Origin of the sequence: Bacillus sp. NP247 (assembly GCF_018966865.1) — a bacterium.
GTDB lineage: Bacteria > Bacillota > Bacilli > Bacillales > Bacillaceae_G > Bacillus_A.
The window spans coordinates 3,263,073-3,284,532 of record NZ_CP076653.1 but is presented as its reverse complement, the minus strand read 5'-3'; the positions used below and the strand labels follow the sequence as shown (position 1 = coordinate 3,284,532).

18 protein-coding genes are annotated in these 21,460 nt (G+C 34.6%); 5 read left to right on the top strand and 13 right to left on the bottom strand.

Translation table 11 applies throughout. The annotated features are described in order from the left end of the window. Positions 1-158: 158 nt before the first annotated feature. Together KPL75_RS17155 and KPL75_RS17150 are read right to left on the bottom strand one after the other, a co-directional pair. Positions 159-1,457: a hemolysin family protein gene (locus KPL75_RS17155; RefSeq protein WP_219917101.1), complete on the bottom strand. Its 1,299-nt coding sequence runs from the start codon at positions 1,455-1,457 to the stop codon at positions 159-161. 108 nt (positions 1,458-1,565) lie between these two features. Beyond that, entirely contained in the window at positions 1,566-1,952 is a 387-nt protein-coding gene (locus KPL75_RS17150; RefSeq protein ID WP_219917100.1) for an SMU1112c/YaeR family gloxylase I-like metalloprotein, read from the bottom strand. A gap of 91 nt (positions 1,953-2,043) precedes the next feature. Here KPL75_RS17150 and KPL75_RS17145 point away from each other — a divergent pair, with 91 nt between their 5' ends. The 3 genes from KPL75_RS17145 to KPL75_RS17135 all read left to right on the top strand — a co-directional run bounded on the left by KPL75_RS17145 (position 2,044) and on the right by KPL75_RS17135 (position 5,922). Continuing rightward, positions 2,044-3,222 carry a NupC/NupG family nucleoside CNT transporter gene (locus tag KPL75_RS17145; protein WP_219917099.1) on the top strand — a complete coding sequence of 393 codons (1,179 nt, stop codon included), beginning with the start codon at positions 2,044-2,046 and terminating at the stop codon, positions 3,220-3,222. Positions 3,223-3,408: 186 nt separating this feature from the next. Next, positions 3,409-4,425 (top strand): LCP family glycopolymer transferase, encoded by a 1,017-nt coding sequence (locus tag KPL75_RS17140; RefSeq protein WP_309137432.1) that lies wholly within the window; start codon positions 3,409-3,411, stop codon positions 4,423-4,425. A gap of 234 nt (positions 4,426-4,659) precedes the next feature. Further along, positions 4,660-5,922, top strand: coding sequence for a VanW family protein (locus KPL75_RS17135; protein ID WP_219917097.1), 1,263 nt, complete (start codon positions 4,660-4,662; stop codon positions 5,920-5,922). Between the two features lie 54 nt (positions 5,923-5,976). Here the strand turns inward: KPL75_RS17135 and KPL75_RS17130 are convergent, their stop codons facing one another. Together KPL75_RS17130 and KPL75_RS17125 are read right to left on the bottom strand one after the other, a co-directional pair. Beyond that, positions 5,977-6,249 (bottom strand): hypothetical protein, encoded by a 273-nt coding sequence (locus KPL75_RS17130; protein ID WP_219917096.1) that lies wholly within the window; start codon positions 6,247-6,249, stop codon positions 5,977-5,979. 14 nt (positions 6,250-6,263) lie between these two features. Beyond that, positions 6,264-6,782, bottom strand: a complete 519-nt coding sequence (locus KPL75_RS17125; RefSeq protein WP_219917095.1) for an RNase A-like domain-containing lipoprotein — start codon at positions 6,780-6,782, stop codon at positions 6,264-6,266. A 400-nt stretch (positions 6,783-7,182) separates the two neighbouring features. Between KPL75_RS17125 and KPL75_RS17120 the strand changes: the two genes are divergently transcribed. Beyond that, positions 7,183-7,731 (top strand): TVP38/TMEM64 family protein, encoded by a 549-nt coding sequence (locus KPL75_RS17120; RefSeq protein WP_131231961.1) that lies wholly within the window; start codon positions 7,183-7,185, stop codon positions 7,729-7,731. Positions 7,732-7,806: 75 nt separating this feature from the next. Here KPL75_RS17120 and KPL75_RS17115 read toward each other — a convergent pair whose 3' ends face one another. The 3 genes from KPL75_RS17115 to KPL75_RS17105 form a co-directional block, all read right to left on the bottom strand. Then, complete coding sequence (locus KPL75_RS17115) at positions 7,807-9,507, bottom strand: M4 family metallopeptidase (protein WP_219917094.1); 1,701 nt, start codon at positions 9,505-9,507, stop codon at positions 7,807-7,809. Between the two features lie 174 nt (positions 9,508-9,681). Beyond that, positions 9,682-9,807 carry an NprX family peptide pheromone gene (locus KPL75_RS17110; RefSeq protein ID WP_002113982.1) on the bottom strand — a complete coding sequence of 42 codons (126 nt, stop codon included), beginning with the start codon at positions 9,805-9,807 and terminating at the stop codon, positions 9,682-9,684. 1 nt (position 9,808) lies between these two features. Continuing rightward, positions 9,809-11,080 carry a helix-turn-helix domain-containing protein gene (locus KPL75_RS17105; RefSeq protein ID WP_219917093.1) on the bottom strand — a complete coding sequence of 424 codons (1,272 nt, stop codon included), beginning with the start codon at positions 11,078-11,080 and terminating at the stop codon, positions 9,809-9,811. Positions 11,081-11,279: 199 nt separating this feature from the next. Between KPL75_RS17105 and KPL75_RS17100 the strand changes: the two genes are divergently transcribed. Continuing rightward, positions 11,280-12,743: a nicotinate phosphoribosyltransferase gene (locus KPL75_RS17100; RefSeq protein ID WP_219917092.1), complete on the top strand. Its 1,464-nt coding sequence runs from the start codon at positions 11,280-11,282 to the stop codon at positions 12,741-12,743. Between the two features lie 119 nt (positions 12,744-12,862). Here the strand turns inward: KPL75_RS17100 and KPL75_RS17095 are convergent, their stop codons facing one another. From KPL75_RS17095 to KPL75_RS17070, 6 genes are all read right to left on the bottom strand, one after another. Beyond that, positions 12,863-15,220: a heavy metal translocating P-type ATPase gene (locus tag KPL75_RS17095; RefSeq protein WP_219917091.1), complete on the bottom strand. Its 2,358-nt coding sequence runs from the start codon at positions 15,218-15,220 to the stop codon at positions 12,863-12,865. Positions 15,221-15,240: 20 nt separating this feature from the next. Then, the gene (locus KPL75_RS17090; RefSeq protein WP_000829683.1) at positions 15,241-15,618 is read right to left on the bottom strand and encodes an ArsR/SmtB family transcription factor; all 378 of its coding nucleotides are present in this window, start codon (positions 15,616-15,618) and stop codon (positions 15,241-15,243) included. A gap of 209 nt (positions 15,619-15,827) precedes the next feature. After that, positions 15,828-16,379 (bottom strand): class I SAM-dependent methyltransferase, encoded by a 552-nt coding sequence (locus KPL75_RS17085; protein WP_219917090.1) that lies wholly within the window; start codon positions 16,377-16,379, stop codon positions 15,828-15,830. A gap of 127 nt (positions 16,380-16,506) precedes the next feature. Beyond that, on the bottom strand, positions 16,507-17,922 hold the full coding sequence (locus tag KPL75_RS17080) for an amino acid permease (RefSeq protein ID WP_219917089.1): 1,416 nt from the start codon (positions 17,920-17,922) through the stop codon (positions 16,507-16,509). 103 nt (positions 17,923-18,025) lie between these two features. Beyond that, the gene (ald, locus tag KPL75_RS17075) at positions 18,026-19,159 is read right to left on the bottom strand and encodes an alanine dehydrogenase (protein WP_219917088.1); all 1,134 of its coding nucleotides are present in this window, start codon (positions 19,157-19,159) and stop codon (positions 18,026-18,028) included. 368 nt (positions 19,160-19,527) lie between these two features. Beyond that, on the bottom strand, positions 19,528-21,399 hold the full coding sequence (locus KPL75_RS17070) for a glycerophosphoryl diester phosphodiesterase membrane domain-containing protein (protein WP_219917087.1): 1,872 nt from the start codon (positions 21,397-21,399) through the stop codon (positions 19,528-19,530). Positions 21,400-21,460: the final 61 nt, after the last annotated feature.

Genomic DNA, 21,460 nt, shown 5'->3' with positions numbered 1-21,460 from the left:
TCTAAATCCTTGTCTAAAGAATTCGCCCTATAAAATACGAGTATCATTAAAAGAATTCTTCATTATCCACCTTCACTATATAGTACCTTTTTTGAAAGCGCAAACATTTATTTTTCTATATATACTTTTTATTAAAGTTTATATAATAGAAAATCCATTCATTCTTCTACTTTCTTTATTTCAACTCGCTTAATTTGATGCATATCCTTTTCAAGAACTTTAAAAGAAAAGCCGTGTTTGTCAATAATATCCCCCTCAGCAACGCTTTGCTTTTGTACCATAATCCAACCACCAATTGTATCAACATCATCAGCGACCAAATGTATGCCAAATAAATCATTTACTTCGCTAATAAGCACTTTTCCCTCTACAATTTTACATCCTTCACTTATGTGTTCGATAGGTGGGTGTTCATCTTCATCGTATTCATCTCGAATTTCTCCAACAATTTCTTCTAAAATATCTTCTAGCGTGACAATGCCTGCTGTGCCACCATATTCATCATATAATACAGCTAATGGAATACGCCTTCTTTGCATTTGCAATAGTAAATCATGGATTGGGATATTTTCTAACACTTCAATAACTGGACGTGTATATGGTGTAATCGAACACTCTTCATCTCGATTACCATCCATATAACGAATAAATAGGTCCTTTACATTAACCATCCCAATAATTTCATCTTTATCTTCACCAAATACTGGATATCTCGTATATTTTTCTTGTGCGATTACTTTAATATGTGTCTCAAACGGCTCATCTTCATATAAGCCAACAACTTCAGTACGAGGTACCATAATTTCCTTTGCTACCCTGTTATCAAATTCAAAGATGTTATTTACATATTTAAATTCAGTTTGATTAATCTCGCCACTCTCATAACTCTCAGACAAGATTAATCTTAGTTCCTCCTCTGAATGCGCAACTTCATGTTCAGAAGCGGGATGTAAACCAAATAAGCCTGTCACAAATCGTGCAGAGCCATTTAAAGCCCAAATAAATGGGTACATAACTCGGTAAAAATAAATAAGGGGCTTTGATAATAATAAGCTAACTTGCTCTGACCTTTGTATAGCCAATGTCTTTGGAGCAAGTTCCCCAATGACGACATGTAAAAATGTAATCACTGCAAAGGCAATAATAAATGAAATTGTACTAGCAATGGCAGGAGATAATTGTAATTTTAAGAACAATGGCTCGAGTAAATGTTTTATAGTCGGCTCTCCTAACCACCCAAGCCCTAAAGCGGTAATCGTAATACCTAACTGACATGCTGATAAATACTCATCTAAATTTGCAGTTACTTTTTTAGCAGCCAATGCACCTCGTCTTTTTTCACTAACGAGTTGATCAATGCGACTGCTACGCACCTTAATAATTGCAAACTCAACAGCCACAAAAAAAGCTGTTAATGCAATAAGTATGGCTACCATCAATAATTTTAAAATATCCACATATGTCCTTTAGCTTTCTTAGCTAAAGTTACACCTCCTTTTAAAAAGAAGTTTCACTTTAGTTTCTTCAATTATTAGAAAGCAACCCTATATAAAATTCACCAATTTTCAAACCTCATACAATTCTAAAGGTAAACCGTCAGGGTCTTGGAAAAAGACAAATTTTTTTCCCGTAATCTCATCGACACGTATCAATTCCGTCTCAACATCGCATCGGTTTAAATGTTTAACAGCTTCTTCTATATCAGTAACTGCAAAAGCTAAATGTCTAAGTCCAGCAGCCTCTGGAAAACTTGCGCGGTCAGGCGGACTTGGAAATGAAAATAATTCTATTTGATACTCTTCTCCTACACATAAATCTACCTTATAAGAATCTCGTTCCTTTCTATATACTTCATTTATCACTTTAAAACCTAATATTCTAGTATAAAAATCCTTTGACACTTCATAATTCGAACAAATAATTGCAACGTGATGCACTTTACATATATTCATGATTTCTCTATTCCTTTCTTTACCAAAGATGCATATTCTCCCTTGAAATGAAAAACATATATAGCAGAATATCTCTTTTAGGAGGCTTACTATGAAATTTATCACTTTTTTCGTCGGACTTATCGTCGTTTTCTTCCTTGCTTATATTGCTAGCAATAATAAGAAACACATTAAATTCAAACCTATTTTCATCATGCTTATTATACAGTTAATTTTAACCTATTTATTATTAAATACAGAAATTGGTCTCATACTTATTCGGGTCATTTCCAGCCTGTTCACAAAGCTACTCGAATATGCTGCTGATGGTATAAACTTTGTATTTGGCGGTCTTGCAAATAAAGGTGAGATGTCATTTTTCCTTACTGTATTATTACCGATTGTCTTTATTTCCGTCTTAATTGGTATATTACAACATTTCAAAATACTACCATTTTTTATTCATTGGATTGGTTTCTTTCTTAGCAAGATAAATGGTCTTGGGAAATTAGAATCTTACAATGCCATCGCTTCCGCTATTGTCGGCCAATCAGAAGTTTTTATTACGGTAAAAAAGCAATTAGCTCAAATTCCAAAACACCGTCTTTATACACTTTGTGCATCAGCCATGTCAACAGTATCTATGTCTATCGTAGGTGCCTATATGACGATGATTGAACCTAAATATGTAGTAACCGCACTCGTTCTCAATTTATTTAGCGGTTTTATTATCGTACTCATCATTAACCCTTACGACGTTAAAGATGAAGAAGATATTTTGGAAATAAAAGGTGAAAAGCAAAGTTTCTTTGAAATGCTTGGCGAATATATTCTTGATGGTTTCCGGGTAGCCATTGTCGTCGGTGCTATGCTCATCGGATTCGTAGCATTAATTAGCTGCATTAATGACCTATTCCTCATTATATTCGGCATTACTTTTCAGCAATTAATCGGCTACGTATTTGCTCCTATTGCATTTCTTATCGGTGTACCAAGTTCTGAAATTGTCGCAGCTGGTAGCATTATGGCAACGAAGCTTGTAACAAATGAATTTGTAGCAATGATGGATCTTAGTAAAATTTCCGGCACTCTTTCTATCCGTACAGTTGGTATTATTTCTGTCTTCCTCGTTTCTTTTGCCAACTTTTCTTCCATTGGAATTATTTCCGGTGCGGTAAAAGGGTTAAACGAAGAACAAGGAAATGTCGTTGCCCGCTTCGGCCTAAAATTACTATACGGAGCTACTCTTGTTAGTATTTTATCTGCGATTATTGTAAGTATTATGCTTTAATTAGGAAAAATTTTATCATTTTCTTATCCCTGTCTTTTGTATACAATAACGAATAGATGTCTTATAAATAATCAAGACATCTATTTTTTATACATGTACAATACCTTTTATTTAGCGTACAATATCTTTTATGTGTTTTAATACGCTTCTAGATGTATACACTTCGATAGTTTTAAAGGAGAAAAAATGATGAAATCCGACATTAACAAAGAAACTCGAGCCAAAAAAGGACGTTCAAAGAAAAAACGCCTACTTTGGTTTATTCTTATTCCATTAATTATTGTAGCAATGGGAGCAGGAGGTTACTCCTTCCACATATACAGTAAAGCAAAATCCGTCCTAAGCAACGCCTATTCTGAACTCGGCCGAGGAGATAAATCCAGCAAACGTGAAAAAGCTGTTAAACCTATGACTGACAATATTTCTGTCCTGATTATGGGTGTTGATGAAAGTGATATTAGGGAAAAAGATTATGGAAAAGCAACCCGTACAGATGCTTTATTACTTGCAACAATTAATAAAAATGATAAATCCGTTAAACTTGTCAGCATTCCACGTGACTCACGTGTTTACATTAAATCGCGTGATAAATATGATAAAATTACACATGCACACGTATTCGGTGGTGTAGACAGCACAATTGATACAGTAGAAAAATTTTTAGATGTCCCAGTTGATTACTATGTAAAATTTAATTTCAAATCCTTTATCAAAATCGTTGATTCTCTAGGTGGTATAACTGTTGACGTTCCAGTTGAATTCACAGAACAAAATAGTAGCGACGAAGCAGATGCAATTCACCTAAAAAAAGGGCGTCAACATTTAAATGGAGAAGAAGCACTTGCACTAGCTAGAACTCGTCATATTGATAGTGATTATATGCGTGGTCAACGACAACAACTTGTTTTAGAGGCTATTGCTGAAAAAGCCCTCTCTCTCAATTCCATTAATAAAATCGGAAGCCTATTAGATGCTGTCGATAAAGATTTAAAAACAAATTTAACTTTTGATGATATGATGGCTATTGCAAAAAATTCAATGGATTCAAATTTAAAAATGGATAAATTGCAAGTAGAAGGTACTGATAAATATATAGGTGGTATTTATTACTACGTTCCAAACGAAAAAAGTGTTGATAATATATCGACAACACTTCAAGAACATCTCGGTGTTACGAATAAAAATGAGCATAAAAAATTATAATAAAAAGGCTGCTAGATTTTTCTAAGCAGCCTTTTTATTATAATTTTCAACATATTTCCCATGCACATTGTGACAAAAAGAGACAATTATTACAGCGGTGTAACATTTTTTATGAAAACATTACGCACATAGTGAAAATAATAGTATACTAGTACGTACATAATGTTATTTTCATCATTTTTATACAAAAAATGTAATACATATATTTATACGAATTTTTCTGGGGGGAAATAAATGAAGCTAAGCAAAATCCTGATTGGCTCCGCTATTGCTGGTGGCATATTACTTTGTGTTGGTGGTGTTGGCGGATATCAATATGTATCTAAATTAAATGATCAACTAAATACAACTGCACTACCAAACACTACATTTGAAGGTATTTCTCTTGATGGAAAAAATAAAGCAGATATTCAAGCTATTGTTAATCAAAAGGTGAATGAATTAAATCAAAAATCTCTTAACTACGTATTCCAAAATGATAAACAAAATTACACGTGGAAAGATTTAGGAGTAGATTATAAAGAGAAGAATATTGTCGACAATATCTTTAAAGAACAAGAAGGAAACGTAATGAATCGTTACAACATGCGTAAGCAAGCTGAAAACGGTGAAGTAAAACGTGACTATAAATTAACACCACAATTAAATACAACAACTTACGAAACCTTTATAAAGGATAAATATAATGAAACATTAAAAAATCCTGTCAACGCCGAATTAAGTGTTGAAGGTTCTACAGTAAATATTAGCCAAAGTCAAAATGGGGAAAAAATTGATAAAGGAAAATTAATCGATTTAACAAGCGCAGCTATTACCTCTAGCACATCCGATGTTGCATTACCAGTTACACTAATAAAACCTGAACGTTCTACAGAAGATATACAACAAATGGGGATTAAAGAAGTGATTGCTGAATACTCCACGCCAATGGCTGGCCGTAATGGCAATCAGTCCTATAACGTAAATAAGTCAGCTAATACTTTAAGTGGAATTATTGTAGCACCTGATGAAACGTTTAGTTTTAATGGCCGTGTTGGCGTAACTGATGCTGCACATGGTTATAAATCCGCAGCAGTATATTCACAAGGTAAAGTTATACAAAGTGCAGGCGGAGGCGTTTGCCAAGTAAGTAGTACTTTATATAGCGCAGCTTTAAGAGCAGATTTAGGAATTGTTTCTCGAAGCAATCATTCTATGCCCGTAAATTATTTACCACTTGGGCAAGATGCAGCAGTGGCAGATTATGGTCCGGATTTACAATTTAAAAACAATACAGGTAAGCATATTTACATTCAAGCATTTTCAAATGGCGGCAGTATCACTACACGTATTTTCGGTACAAATACTGGTAAAAATGTTGAAGTTTCTTCTCAAGTAATTAGTAATACTGGTGATAAAATAACAGCGGTTACGTATAAAAAAGTAACACAAAACGGTGAAGTAATATCAAATGGACAAATTTCAAAAAGCGTATATAAAAGTGCCCCAAAACAATGAGATAATATCAAACGGACAAATTTCAAAAAGCGTATACAAAAAGGCGTGATTTACTCACGCCTTTTTCTTTTGCAATAATAGTAAAAAAGTTTCAAGATGGTCCTGCGTTTCTTCTAAAGACCACATACGATTCCCTTGCTTCGCAGCTAATACGCACGCTTCTTCCCACGCGTTCTTTTTCTTCATATTTACTAATTCATCGCGTAATTTCAAAACACTTTCTTCGTCTTCTTGCTCTATAAACTCTTCCATCACGCTTACTATTTCATCCTCATGAATACTTAACGTACAGTACGATTTAAGAAAGTATTGTAATGTTGGATACATATATACTCCCCCCTTTATTTATCTGATGGATAAGAAGTAATAATCTTAAATCCTAGATCTCCTGATTTATCTCTCGCTAAAACTGTAACAGTCTTTACTAGTTTGTCTTTTACATTCATATTTTTCTTTATTACCGTTTTTCCAACTGGGAATGAATGAGTTGTATTCAATACAAGACGAGCCTCTTTAGAGTTTTTCAACCAGTCCTGAATTTCTTTATCATGTTGTTTTAAACTATCTTTCACAGCCTTTGTCGCTGTTTCCTTATCATAGTATGTACTTGCCGCTGAAACTTTATCTGTCTTCAAACGATTCTTCAAATCCTCTTCTGATTTGCCTACATGCCTTTCAATCGTATGACCATTTTTAGGTGGCCCTTCCATTTCATCTAAAATATTGTCACTAATTTTTTCTACTGATGTAGAATGATCCTCTTTTGGTTTTTCTGTTTTTTGTTCTTTTCCTGCACATCCACTTAAAATCAGTATTAGTGCCAATAAACTACTCAAGAAAAGACTACTTAATCGTTTCATCGTATCACCTCTTCCATGATTATTATCGTAACTCCACTAAAAGTCAATTTCACAAAGAAAAAATGGATACAATTTTAAAATCCCTCATTCATTTCGCTATATTTTCCAATCCACTTTCATCAAATCACTGTTTTTCACCCACCTTAAAATATACCCCTGTGTTTTTAAAATTATTTCCCAGATAAAAACACCAATCATAATACTCAAAAAACCCTTTAAATATAGTATTTATGGAGTATTATTCAAACGAACTAAATATACCCCTAGTTTTATATACCCAATACCTATATAAGGTATACAAGTACCTTTCCATCGACTGTTTTCTACATTATGTAAATTTACACTTGCCTATACAATGGAAATATGGTGTAATGCAAAAAAAGATAAAGGATTTTATACGATGGCTGAAACAATTCAAAACTTCTTAACAGACTATTATTCAATCGCAATTCCACTTAGTATCTTAATCAACATCATCATCAGTCTTTTAGGTTTTATCCCTAGTATTTTTTTGACCGCCATTAATATACAGCTCTTCGGTGTAACAAATGGCACAATCATTTCGATCGCAGGTGAGGCATTAGGGGCTATTATCTCGTTTTATATTTATCGTATAGGCCTTCAGAAGTTCACTCTCGATAAAGTAAATAAGTATCCAAAGGTAGAACGCCTTCTTTACGTAGAAGGCAGAGAGGCATTTCTACTAGTCCTATCTTTTCGTTTTATTCCTTTCATTCCGTCCAGTATCGTTACTTTATTTGCAGCTCTTGGAAAAATGTCATTACTCTCTTTCAGTATTGCCAGCACAATAGGGAAAATACCGGCCTTATTGATTGAAGTATATTCTGCATATCATGTCATAAATGGAACAAATGAAGCGAAGTGGATTGTAACAATCGCGGGTTGCGTTGGATTATTTTATTTGTGGAAAAAATGGAGAAAAAAATAAAGAAGGAGCATAGGCTCCTTCTTTATTTTTTGAAGTATATTCTATTAATATATACCTCTTACGAATAGAAATATCTTAGTTTACACCAACAGCACTAAATGATTGCTTAACTGCTGTTACTTCAGCAGAATTTGCACCATATAAGTCAGCAGCAGCTTGTACTGCACCAGCACGAGCTTGACTAAATGTAGTAGATTGCGTGAAATACTGTGTATTTGCACGGTAGTAAATCGCACCTAATTTATCTTTACCGATACCAGCTACAGTCACACCAGAATGCGTACCACCATTTGCTAACAAATAAGCTTGTTTGTTAATAATGCCACTGTTTGTATGAACTCCACCGTTATCACTTGAACCTGTGTAACGCTTAGAATAATGGTCTGGATCACCATATTTCGTTGGATCACTCATAGAACGCAGTGCATCTCCCGCTTTACCAGGTGTATAAATATCTTCACCAATCTCCCAATCTGGGTCACGGTTATCATAGAATTCTACTAACGTACCAAAAATATCAGAAATTGCTTCATTTAATGCTCCTGATTCATTTTGATAAATTAAATTCGAGCTATTTTCCGTAACCGCATGCGTTAATTCGTGACCAATTACGTCAATACCACCAGATAATGAAGTGAATGTTACACCATCACCATCTCCGTATACCATTTGCGAACCGTTCCAAAATGCATTATTATACTTACTTCCGTAATGAACAGTTGATTTTAATGGTGCTCCTGCATCATTAATAGAGTTTCTGTTAAATGTATCTTTATAATAATCATATGTTTTACCTGCATAGTAATGAGCATCAACTGCCGCTGCATCATACGCTGCATTGAAAACATTATCTGCATCTGCCCATAATGTTCCTGGTAATGTTGAGCGATTTTTCGCATCATATGTGAAAATTGTTGCTCCGCGCGTATTATCTTGCAAGTAGTAAGATGACCCAGATAACGTTGTATTAAGCGATTTCGTATCTCCTAATACGCCTTTACCAGTTCCCACTTTATTCGTTCCTGTTACAGGCTTTACAACCGCTTTAGCATCCTGTTTAGGAGCATCTTGTTTAACAGGTGACTTATCATCATTCGTCACATGATCAATTGTATTATATTTATTTAATACTTTACCGCTGTCTGCCTCAATGAAATAGTAGTAGTTTCCTGGGCTTGGATCTAAGAAGTTTAGATTTACAACGTATGCATATGTTGTTTCTTCACCGTTTTGATATACATATAAGTCCGCTTTTGGATCCACCTCATATTTAGGTGTTACTCCTAAATCTTGTTGCGCGATTTCAATTGCTTTTGCGCCTTCAATCTTATTTTTGTTTTTCAACTTTTCCTTCTTGTCTAAATCAGGCGCAACTGTTCCAGACAATACTTTTAAAGAACCATCTTTACTTACGTGAGCTACTTGAGTAGACCCCCATACAGGTACTCCTTCATAAACTTGTTGCATACGTACTACTGTTGAATCAGTTACAGCATCTTTTTTCACTTGTTTCACTTTGAAAGAATCTTGGGCACTCTTTTCTCCTAACTTATAATCACCTTTTGCCGCGTTTAAGTAATCAAACACAACAGATTCCGCTTTCTTACCAGTCGCTCCAGTTAAATCACCAGAAATAAACTCAGGTGACTGTACGCTCTCATTGTACTTTTTTGTAGAGAGCACATTTTTAGAATCCGCAAACGCAGAGCCTGTCCCTCCAAATGCTGTAACTGCCATTCCTGTCGCTAACACTAACGCTAAACTCTTCCTTTTCATATAACCTTCCCCCTAATAAAAAATTTTTGAAAAAGAGTAATTTCATATTAGCATTATGTTTCCACTATTAATATACTAAAAATTCAAATAACTTTTTTCTCAAGTTTTGTAGAATTTTGAGGAACAAATATTGAAAAAAAAAAAAAAACCTTTCCGTTGGGAAAGGGTTTTTTTTTAAGAGTTTATCACTTCAACTACTTTCTCTCCTTGACCATAGATATCCGATGTCCAAGCATATTGCGGTTCCAATACCACTAATACAGCTACCAAAGCCAAAGCACCAATAATTATTTTCTTCATATTATTTTCCTCCCTTTTCTTCTAATAAATTAATTGCTAGTTTATAATAGTTATTACTTTCTCGAAACTCTAATAATTCTTCATGATACCCTGCTAGTTCTAAATACACCATTTTTAATTCCTTTTTATTCTCTTCACCTCTAAAAAATGGGATTGCCTCAATTTCTAAAAATTTTTTATAAACATCTTTTGTTTCAAAGTATTTATACTTAAGCATTAAAAGTATATATAGCATACTTTTATACTTTTCATCCCTCTTCGCAACATCTATCCCTTTATCGATCCAATCTTTCGCTTCTTCAAATTCTTTTAATTCAATACATTGTAAAGCAATCTCATATACTGCATCAATATAATTTAAATCCTCTTCCTTCTTATACTGTAAGCATTGCAAATAATAATCTTTAGCTTTTGCATAATCTTTTAAGTTATAGTACAAGAATCCTAAGTTATTTAAAGCAATAGCTGTTATGCTTTCTTTATCAGCGAAAGAATTTGCTTCTCTCAAAATATTGTTATAAATAGATAGCGCTTCATTATATTGTTTTTTTTGTATATAACTCAGCGCAATAAGTAATTGGCAATTTATCACATAACGGAACTTATATTCATTCTTAAAACCTTCCATCGCTACATTAGCAAAATGTAAAGTCATATGTTCAACTTCTAATTCATTATAAACAAGAGCTAAGTTGAAATATATTCCATTTTCGTGATAACCTTGTTCCTTTGCCATTACTTCTGTTCGAACCAAGTACTCCAAAGCCCTCTTATATTTATGTTGTAAAAAATAATATAACCCTTTGCTATACGTATATAATAATTTTTGGAATGGTGAATACTTTTTGTACATCTTCTTTAAGCCCTCTAACTCTTCTTCAACAGCAGGAAAATTCCTTTTCATAATTAAATAACGCGTATAAAGTAGCTTATAATAATTTATAATTTCAAAATCTACAACATGCTTCATTTCACCTTGTAATTCTGTATATATCCGTTCTACCTGTTGCTTGTCCAAATGAATTAATGCATTTAACCATTCATCCAGCTTCACCTTCACATCTTCTTCTACATCTCTCAAATCCGTCACAGCAATTTCTAGTCTTGCGCAGAGCAATTGTAGAATTTCTTCTGATGCTTCGATCTTTCCGTTTTCGATCTTACTTAAGTATGAGACAGAACAAATGCCCTGACATAATTCTTCTTGTGTCATTTTTTGCTGTAGCCGTTTATAAAAAACTTGCTTGCCTATTTTTTCTAATGTTTGTTGCATTGTCCTCCTCCATTCTCATTACCCCCATTACTCTAATAATACATAAAATCTGGAGAAATATAAATTGATAAATGTAAATTTTCTAAAAAATATGCATTATTTCATTTTTTTCTCTCTTGACTTCACTTCCATATTACTTTTTTGCTACGAAGGGTGGAAAATTGGTATACTATAACCAATTTACGGAGGTGTTTTCGCAATGAATCATTATAAAGACGATAGTTACGCCTTACATACAGATTTATATCAAATCAACATGGCTTATACATATTGGAAAGATGGTATTCATAATCGCCGTTCTGTTTTTGATTTATACTTTCGAAAGCTTCCATTCGAAAACGGTTATGCAGTATTTGCTGGTCTTGAGAAAATTGTAGAGTACATAGAAAATTTCAGGTTTACCGAAAGCGATATCGCTTATTTAGCAGAGCTGCAATTTGAAGAAGACTTCCTTCATTATTTACAAAATATGAAATTCACTGGAACGGTTCGTGGTATGCAGGAAGGTGAAGTTGTTTTTAATAACGAGCCTTTATTACGTGTTGATGCACCGCTTGGCGAGGCACAAATAATTGAAACTGCTCTCTTAAATATTGTAAATTACCAAACATTAATTGCTACAAAAGCCGCACGTATGAAGCACGCTGCAAATAATGATCAACTTTTAGAGTTTGGTACAAGGCGTGCTCATGAGTTTGATGCTGCTCTTTGGGGAACACGCGCTGCTTTCATTGGCGGTTTCTCTTCTACAAGTAACGTTCGGGCAGGGAAACGCTTTGGCATCCCTGTAGCCGGCACACATGCCCACTCTTTCGTTCAAGCATATCGTGATGAATATGTTGCGTTTAAAAAATATGCTGAAACACATAAAAAATGTGTATTTCTCGTCGATACATACGACACTTTAAAATCTGGTGTTCCAAATGCGATTCGTGTTGCAAAAGAGTTTGGAGATCGCATCGATTTTTACGGTATTCGCCTTGATAGTGGAGATATGGCGTATTTATCAAAAGAAGCAAGAAAACAACTTGATGAATCTGGATTTACAAACACAAAAATTATCGCTTCTAGCGATTTAGATGAATATACGATTATGCATTTGAAATCTCAAGGAGCAAAAATTGATGTATGGGGTGTCGGTACAAAACTAATCACATCTTTTGAGCAACCAGCATTAGGCGCTGTCTACAAACTAGTTGCCATTGAAGATGCCGATGGCAACTTAAATGATACGATTAAAATTTCATCCAATCCTGAAAAAATTACAACCCCAGGACTTAAACGAATTTATCGTATTATTAACCGTGTTAACGATCATGCAGAAGGCGATTATATTGCTTTAGAGTCAGAAGAACCCGGAAAAGAAGAACGTTTAAAAATGTTCCATCCTGTTCATACATATATAAGTAAATTCGTAACAAACTTCGAAGCACGCGAACTGCATCAAGATATTTTCGTTAACGGTAAAAGAACGTATGAATTACCTAACATATTAGATATTCAAAAGTATAACGAACACAGCCTCTCACTATTTTGGGAAGAATATATGCGAACTTTAAATCCTGAAGAGTACCCTGTCGATTTAAGCCAAGAGTGCTGGGATCATAAAATGAATTATATTCAAACTGTTCGCGAACAAGTTGAAAAAAATATACAAAAATAAACAGAGAAGTTTCCTCCTTCTCTGTTTTTTTCAATATTATGTTACCAACAGTCACCCCCAATAACACGGTAAAATAATAAAAATAAGAGAGGGCGTAATCGCGCCCTCTCTTATTTTTATTAATCTTTCACTCTCAGTACACGCATTGCATTTAAAACTGCAAGTAGTGTCACACCAACATCTGAGAAGACCGCTTCCCACATTGTTGCAATACCAAAGGCGCCGAGTAATAACACTAACCCTTTTACCCCTAATGCAAATATAATATTTTGCCAGACAATACTACGTGTACGTTTTGCAATTTTTACTGCTGTCGCAATTTTTGAAGGCTCATCAGTCATAATAACGATATCAGCAGCTTCAATTGCTGCATCTGACCCTAAACCACCCATCGCAATACCAACGTCTGCTCGCGCTAATACTGGTGTATCATTAATACCATCACCGACGAATGCAATCTTTTCTTTACCGCGTTTTGCTGCATCAATTTTTTCGATTTCTTCTACTTTTTGGTGTGGTAATAATTCGGTATGAACTTCATCTAAACCTAATTCTTTACCAACAGCTTCACCAACTGATTTTGCATCACCAGTTAACATGACTGTCTTCTTAATACCTAGTTCTTTTAACTTTTGAATTGCTTGTTTTGAATCCTCTTTTACCTCATCAGAGATAACAATATAACCCGCATATTTACCATCTACAGCAACATGAACTAGTGTACCTACTGTATTCGGTTGCTTAAATGTAATGTTTTCTTTTCTCATTAATTTAGCATTACCTGCGAAAATTTCTTTTCCTTGTACTTTTACAACCGTACCATGACCAGAAATTTCACTATAGTCTTCAATAGTATTTTCATCGATTGATTTTCCATATGCATTTCGAATAGATTGTGCAATCGGATGATTTGAGTATACTTCTGCAAATGCTGCATATTCTAATAGCTCTTCTTCTGTAATACCTTCACTAGGCTCCATCTTCGTAACTTTAAAGACACCTTTTGTTAATGTTCCTGTTTTATCAAAAACGATATATTTCACATCATTCAACGCTTCTAAATAGTTACTTCCTTTTACTAAAATACCACTTTTAGATGCCCCACCAATACCGCCAAAGAATCCAAGAGGAATCGATACAACGAGCGCACATGGACAAGAGATTACTAAGAACACTAAAGCTCTATAAATCCAATCGGAGAATGTAGCCCCCTCTAAAATAAGTGGTGGAATAAATGCCATTATTGCTGCTGTTATAACTACAACAGGAGTATAATAACGTGCAAACTTCGTAATAAAGTTTTCTGTTGGCGCTTTTTTGCTACTTGCATTTTGTACTAAGTCTAAAATTTTCGATACAGTCGATTCACCGAACTCTTTTGTAACTTCAACAGTTAATACACCATTTTGGTTTACAAAACCACTTAATACGTCATTACCAACTTCTACTTCTCGCGGTACAGACTCACCTGTTAACGCTGAAGTATCCATCATTGATGTTCCCTCAACTACTTTCCCGTCTAACGGTACTTTTTCACCTGGTTTTACGATAATATACTCACCTATTTGCACATCTTCTGGTGATACTTGTTTCGTTTCATTTCCAACTTTCACATTTGCATAATCAGGTCGAATGTCCATTAATGAAGTAATTGATTTTCGAGAGCGATTTACAGCAATACTTTGGAACAGTTCTCCTACTTGGTAGAATAACATTACTGCAACTGCTTCTGGATATTGTTGAATCGCGAAAGCTCCTAAAGTTGCAATTGCCATTAAAAAGTTTTCATCGAATACTTGGCCGCGAGTTATGTTTCTTACCGCTCTCCAAACGATATCTCCACCTATTAATAAATAAGCAAGAACGAATAATGGAATTGTTATCAATTGCGGTAATCCGGCTAATGCAGCAATCCCTGTCAAAATTCCGCCGACTACTAATCTTCCTATCATTTTTTTCACATTTCTATCACCATGATCATGGCCGTGGTCGTGTCCTTTTTCCTCTTCACGAACAACTTTTACATCTGGCTCTAACTTTTGAACGACATTTTTTATATTTTGCACAGTCGATTCAAGTTCTCTTTTATTTGCAACTTCTACTCTTAATTTCTTTGATACGAAATCAACAGTCGCTTCTGAAACTGTTGGCATTTCCTTTACCTTATTTTCAATCTTTATTGCACAGTTCGCACAGTCTAAACCTTCTAATATAAATACTTCTTTCGCCGCTTTTGTTTTTTTCTCTTCTTGAACCTTAATATGCGGCTCTAATTTTGTAACGAGCTGCTTCGCTTCCGTAACAACTTGATTTTCTTTATTTTGTGGTGTTTCTAAAAGCATCGTCTTAGTTGCAAAGTTTACAGAACAAGACGTTACTCCCTCTATATTCCCAACACCCTTTTCAATTTTCATTGCACAATTCGCACAATCTAAGCCTTCTAGCATAAGTTTCTTTTTCACTAATGCTTCTGCCATCGTTCTCCCTCCTCGCGTTTTTATTCTTCCTCGTTTACGTGTTCAAACGCTTGCTCGAAGATATGAATTACGTGTTGATCAGCTAAGGAATAATAAACTACCTTTCCTTCTTTTCGGTTCTTTACAAGCTTTGCTTGCTTTAATACACGAAGCTGATGTGAGATTGAAGATTGCGTCATCCCTAATAAATAAGCTAAATCACAAACACACATTTCAGCTTCAAATAATGCATGTAATATTCTCGTACGTGTACGGTCACCTAATACTTTAAATAATTCTGCTACTTTACTTAAACTTTCATCAGTCGGAATTGTTTGTTTTACTTGATCCACGATTTCCTCGTGAATTATCGTTTGAGAACATGCTTCCTGTTGCGTTTCTACTTTATTTTCAGCCATCACAGCTCACCTCTTCATTTGAACATATGAACAACTATTCATATGTCTTATACCTTTATTATATGAGCGTCCATTCATATGTGTCAATGAATTCTCATACATTTTTTAAAAAATTTCGTTCACATTTCAAAATAAACATATAAATATTCTCCGCATCTATCATGCTCTTCATACAAAAAGGATGCACGAAAACTATCGTGCATCCCTTCTTATTTATTAACTTTTACTGCATCCACAATTAACGAAGCAAATCCTAATTTACCATCTTGATTTCTATGATCAAAACGTTTCGATCGATAAATAAATCCACTGTTCTCTTCCCAATCACTATAATGAAACTGGCCATTCTCATCACAGTATTCTAAAAGCTTTACTTGAAAACCCGCTGCTTCAAACATTGATACAATCGTTTTATAGTTATGTACAATTTTATGACTTGCAGCTGGATGATCTAACGGACCGGGTCCTCCCACTTGCACACCACGCTGATATTCTTCATTTGGGAAAAATTCATCCGGCACTGCACAACGAATATAACCATCATCTTGTAAAAACTCAAAGCATATTTTAGCTGCTTCTATGCCTTCTTCATACGATAAATGCTCCCATACATGTTCAGCTAAAATTACCGATAAAGAATTAGGCTGAAATTTATTAAGCCACGTTTCTCTTCTTAATAAATTTAATTCTTCTTCACTCGTATGTAACCAACCTGGATTATTATTATATCCCTCTGCTCCAACGACAACTTTCGTCTCCATCTTTCCACCCCTTCCTATATTCCGACATAAAAATTCGACAACATAACATTGGTATCCTTTATTTTTCCAAAAGAAAAAAGCCTTGCGCGCTCCCTAGACGCACAAGGCTTACTAACTTTATATCCCTTTAATTAGCTTCTTCTAAATTATCCTGCGAACTTCCATCTTCTTTTAAATGACTATGCTTTTTCGAATAAACAAAGTATACAACTACTCCAATTGCTAACCAAATACCGAAGTATATCCATGTTGTTAATGGTAGATTTACCATTAAGAATAGACAGCTTGCAACTGAAATAATCGGTAAGATTGGTACAAGTGGTACCATAAATCCACGTTGTAATTTCGGATGCGTTTTACGAAGAATGATGACAGTTACACCAACCATCGCAAATGTTAATAACGCTCCAATATTCGCTAAATTCGACAATTCTTTTAAATCGATAAATCCAGCAATTAAAGCACTACCAATTCCTGTTAACCAAACTGAAAATGTTGGTGCTTCTGTCTTCTTGTTAATTTTCGCAAAAGATTTTGGCAATAAACCGTCACGACTCATAGCGAAGAATACACGTGTCGTAGCGTAGATGTATGCGAAAATTACAGCCATAATACCAATTACAGCTCCAATAGCGATTACACCAGCTACTTTGTCTTGTCCTACAACTTCTAACACATATGCCATCGCTTCAGGTACATCTAATTCCTTATAAGAAACCATACCTGTCATAACGAGACAAACTACAACATAAATGATTGTACAAATGACTAATGAAGCAATAATACCAATCGGCAAATCACGTTGTGGATTTTTCACTTCTTCAGCAGAAGTTGCTAATGCATCAAATCCTAAGAAAGCGAAGAATACTGCTGCTCCTCCGGCAAAGACTCCACTTAAGCCGTACGGTGCAAATGGTATCCAGTTTTCTGGTTTCACGTAGAATACACCAACTGCAATGAATAAAACAACAATACCAATTTTAATTAATACCATTATGTTATTCACACGCTTACTTTCTTTCGTACCTCGTGATAATAACCAAGTTATCACTAACGTAACGATAACTGCTGGTAAGTTCACGATACCACCTTGCGCCGGAATCGTTAACAATGCTTTTGGAATTTCAAGTCCCAATCCACTCACTAAATTATTGAAATAACCTGTCCATCCACCAGCTACTGCGGCAGTTGTTACGACATATACGGATAACAATGTCCATCCCATTAAATGGGCAACAAATTCACCAATTGTCGCATATGAATATGTGTACACACTACCTGAAACAGGAAGTGCAGATGCAACCTCTGCATAACATAAAGCTGCAAATCCACAAACAATTGCTGCAATCATAAATGAAAAAATAACTGCTGGACCAGCATCTCTTGCTGCTACTAATCCAGTTAATACTAGAACTCCTGTACCAATTATCGCACCAATCCCTAGCATTGTTAGGTCAAATGCCCCTAGCGTTTTCGTCAAAGTTTTACTTTTACTTTCCCCTAACAATTGCGTAACGGATTTCTTTTTGAATAGGTTGGCCACGATGAATGCCCCCTTTTACTAAGAAGAGCTAAGAGGTATTATCTCTTAGCTCTTATCATGTTGTTTTATATATTGTTCGATTTTGTTTTGTATAATGCTTCTATTAGCAAGATACTGTTTCTGCTTCTAATAATTCTTTTGCACCTTTGTACTCTACACCGTGAGCTTCTGCAACTGCTTCGAACGTTACATAGCCTTCTAATGTGTTAATACCTTTTAATAATGCAGCGTTGCCTAGGCAAGCTTCTTTGTAGCCTTTGTTAGCAATTTGTACTGCATATGGTACTGTTACGTTTGTTAATGCAAGAGTTGATGTACGTGGAACCGCACCTGGCATATTTGCAACTGCATAGTGAACAACGCCGTGTTTTTCATAAGTTGGGTTATCATGAGTTGTAATACGGTCAGTTGTTTCGAAAATACCACCTTGGTCAATCGCGATATCTACAACAACAGAACCTTGTTCCATTGATTTAATCATTTCTTCTGTTACAAGTTTTGGCGCTTTTGCACCTGGGATTAATACTGCACCGATTACAAGATCAGATTCTTTTACAGCTTCTGCAATATTGTAAGGATTAGACATTAAAGTTTTTACTTGGTTTCCGAAAATGTCATCTAATTGACGAAGACGTTCTGCACTTAAGTCGATGATTGTTACATCCGCACCTAGTCCAACTGCAATTTTAGCAGCATTTGTACCAGCTTGTCCACCACCGATAATTGTTACTTTACCGCGTTTAACTCCTGGAACACCTGCAAGTAAGATACCTTTACCGCCTTTGTTTTTCTCAAGGAATTGTGCACCGATTTGTGCAGCCATACGACCAGCTACTTCACTCATAGGTGCAAGTAATGGTAATGAACGGTTTTCTAATTGTACTGTTTCATATGCGATAGCAACAACTTTCTTTTCAATTAACGCTTTTGTTAATTCTGGTTCTGGAGCTAAGTGTAAGTATGTGAATAAGATTAAACCTTCGCTGAAGTGTTTGTATTCGCTTTCAACTGGTTCCTTAACTTTCATAACCATTTCCATGTTCCAAGCTTCTTCAGCTGTATCAACAATTTTTGCTCCCGCTTCAACATACTGAGCATCTGTGAAACCAGATCCTACACCTGCATCCTTTTGAATGAATACTTCGTGATTGTTACGAACTAAATGTACAACACCTGCTGGTGTCATTGCCACACGGTTTTCGTTGTTTTTAATTTCTGCTGGTACCCCAATACGCATAATGAAATGCCCCCTTATAATTAACAGAAAAAAGAAAGTCTTTTTTCTTTTTGTAATAATTAATAACTTATGTCCTTATTCTAGCATAACTTAAAAGTTATGAAAACGCTAACATACTATTTTTTTAAAGTTTATATATTTAGAATAGTGTAAATATACAAAACTTTGATTCTATTGGATTCCACGTACCATCTCATCATCTATCACTCTATTTCTATTATATTCATTTAAAATGCATAGTAATTATTTATTATTTGACAATAATGTAACAATGTAAAAAAACTAAGCACTGACGTATACATATGCATTTATTACTTTGTGCAATACTTTAGAAATATATTCTTTTCAAAAAAAACAGCTACTGGCATTTAGCCAGCAGCTGGGTAACTTATAAATAACTTTGAAAACAAGTCTTCTGTCGTTTCTGTAATTTTATCAAATATATCGCTTTCTTCAGCTTCTTGTTCTTTTAACATCTTAATTGTTTCACGTGCGTCTTCAGGATAATCGGTAATGATACCATCTACGTTTAACTTATAATATGCCTTTAAACTTTCCATATCATTCACTGTCCATACGTAAATTGGCTTATTTAACTTCCTTGCTTCTTTTACTAATTTCTTATTTAACATGTATTCTTCTGCTACATAAAAGTCAGCTTTCACATTCTTTAAGTTAGCTCTACTTGCATACAGTATATATCCTACTTTTATATCTGAATTTGCACGCTTAAACTCTTTAATGAGTGGATAGTGTAACGTTTGAATTACACATTGCTTCTCAAATTCATTATCTTTAATCGTTTTTAATACTTTGTTTACAAAGTATTTTTCGCCCCCATGAAGCTTCACTTCAATATTGAGTTTGATTTTCCCCTTTGCAAGCTTAATGATTTCATCAAGTGTACTTATTTGTCCTGAAAATCCATCTTGACTAAGAGTAAGCTGCCTTAATTCATTCATCGTTAAATCTGACACATGCACATTGGCATTTGCAAGACGTTTTAACTTCAAGTCATGTATAACCGCCAGTTCACCGTCTTTCGTTTGTAATACATCTATTTCAGCGTAGTCTGCTTTTGCATCAATAGCACCTTGCACAGCTTCTTTCGTATTTTCTACCCCTTTTGATATATATCCGCGGTGCGCCATAATAATCGGTTCTTTATACGAATTTGAAATAAACGTTACAATGAAGGCAACAACCATTCCGGCCGTAATAATCCCTACAATATATACACTAATAAATTTCCAACGATGTTTTTGGAAGAAACATTTATCTGCTTTCGTTTTCGAATAATCTAATCCTTCTTCTAATAACACATCTTCAACCGGAACCTTTTGTAAGTACAATCTTGTTATAGCCATAATATAAAATGGTGTCACGATAAAGCTAAATAAATACAATGTACTTGTTAGGAATACAGACATTGTTGATTCAGCTAACAATGCGAATGTTCCTTTCGGGCTTGTAAATTCATACACACCCCATAGGCACAATAAATATATTCCCCAAAATACAACATACACAATCCCTATTGAAATGAAAAAACCTACTAAAAAGAATAGTACTTTAAAAAAGCTTTCTTTTACTAAAGCTGCACTTTTGCGTGCTGCCACGCGAAATGTTTTTTGCTCTAAAACGACAATAGGTAGAACAAAAATCCAGCGAAGGTTCAAATACGCGACTACAGCAAAGAACGTGTAATAACCAACTTGTCCCATCGTTGTCTTGAAGAGTTCTCCTGTAATAAAGTTAGGAATTTGAATTTGCGGAATTAATGCCGTTTCATATCCCATATTTAAAAGAGGTAATAATACGACAGCATATAAAATAAATCCTGGTAAGCAATATGTAAAAAGAGAAGGTAAATACGTTACTGTTTTATACAAAATCGGACGTAATCTTACCTTTTGCCTTTTATGAGCGAAATACGAAATAATAATAAGCACTGCAAATTCCGTAAAAATAAGAAACAATGCTAATATCGATAAAATTACAATCGCCAAAATCCCATATGGTGTTTTCAAAAATGCTACTAATTCATCATTTGTCGCATTTGCATAACCACCAAAGTACAATAACTTATTGAAAACAATACCTAAGAGGGGGATAAACACAATTGCAGCTAACAATTTATAGACGAGCTGAAATGTTAACACATTCCAAAAAGCAAATTGTACTGTTTGAAAGGAATGTCTCATTACTCCTGGTATAGATAGTCTTTTACGGTGTTGCATATATTCCTCCACATTCTAAAACTATATTTGAGATGGATTCCACATTTCCAATTTCAATCCA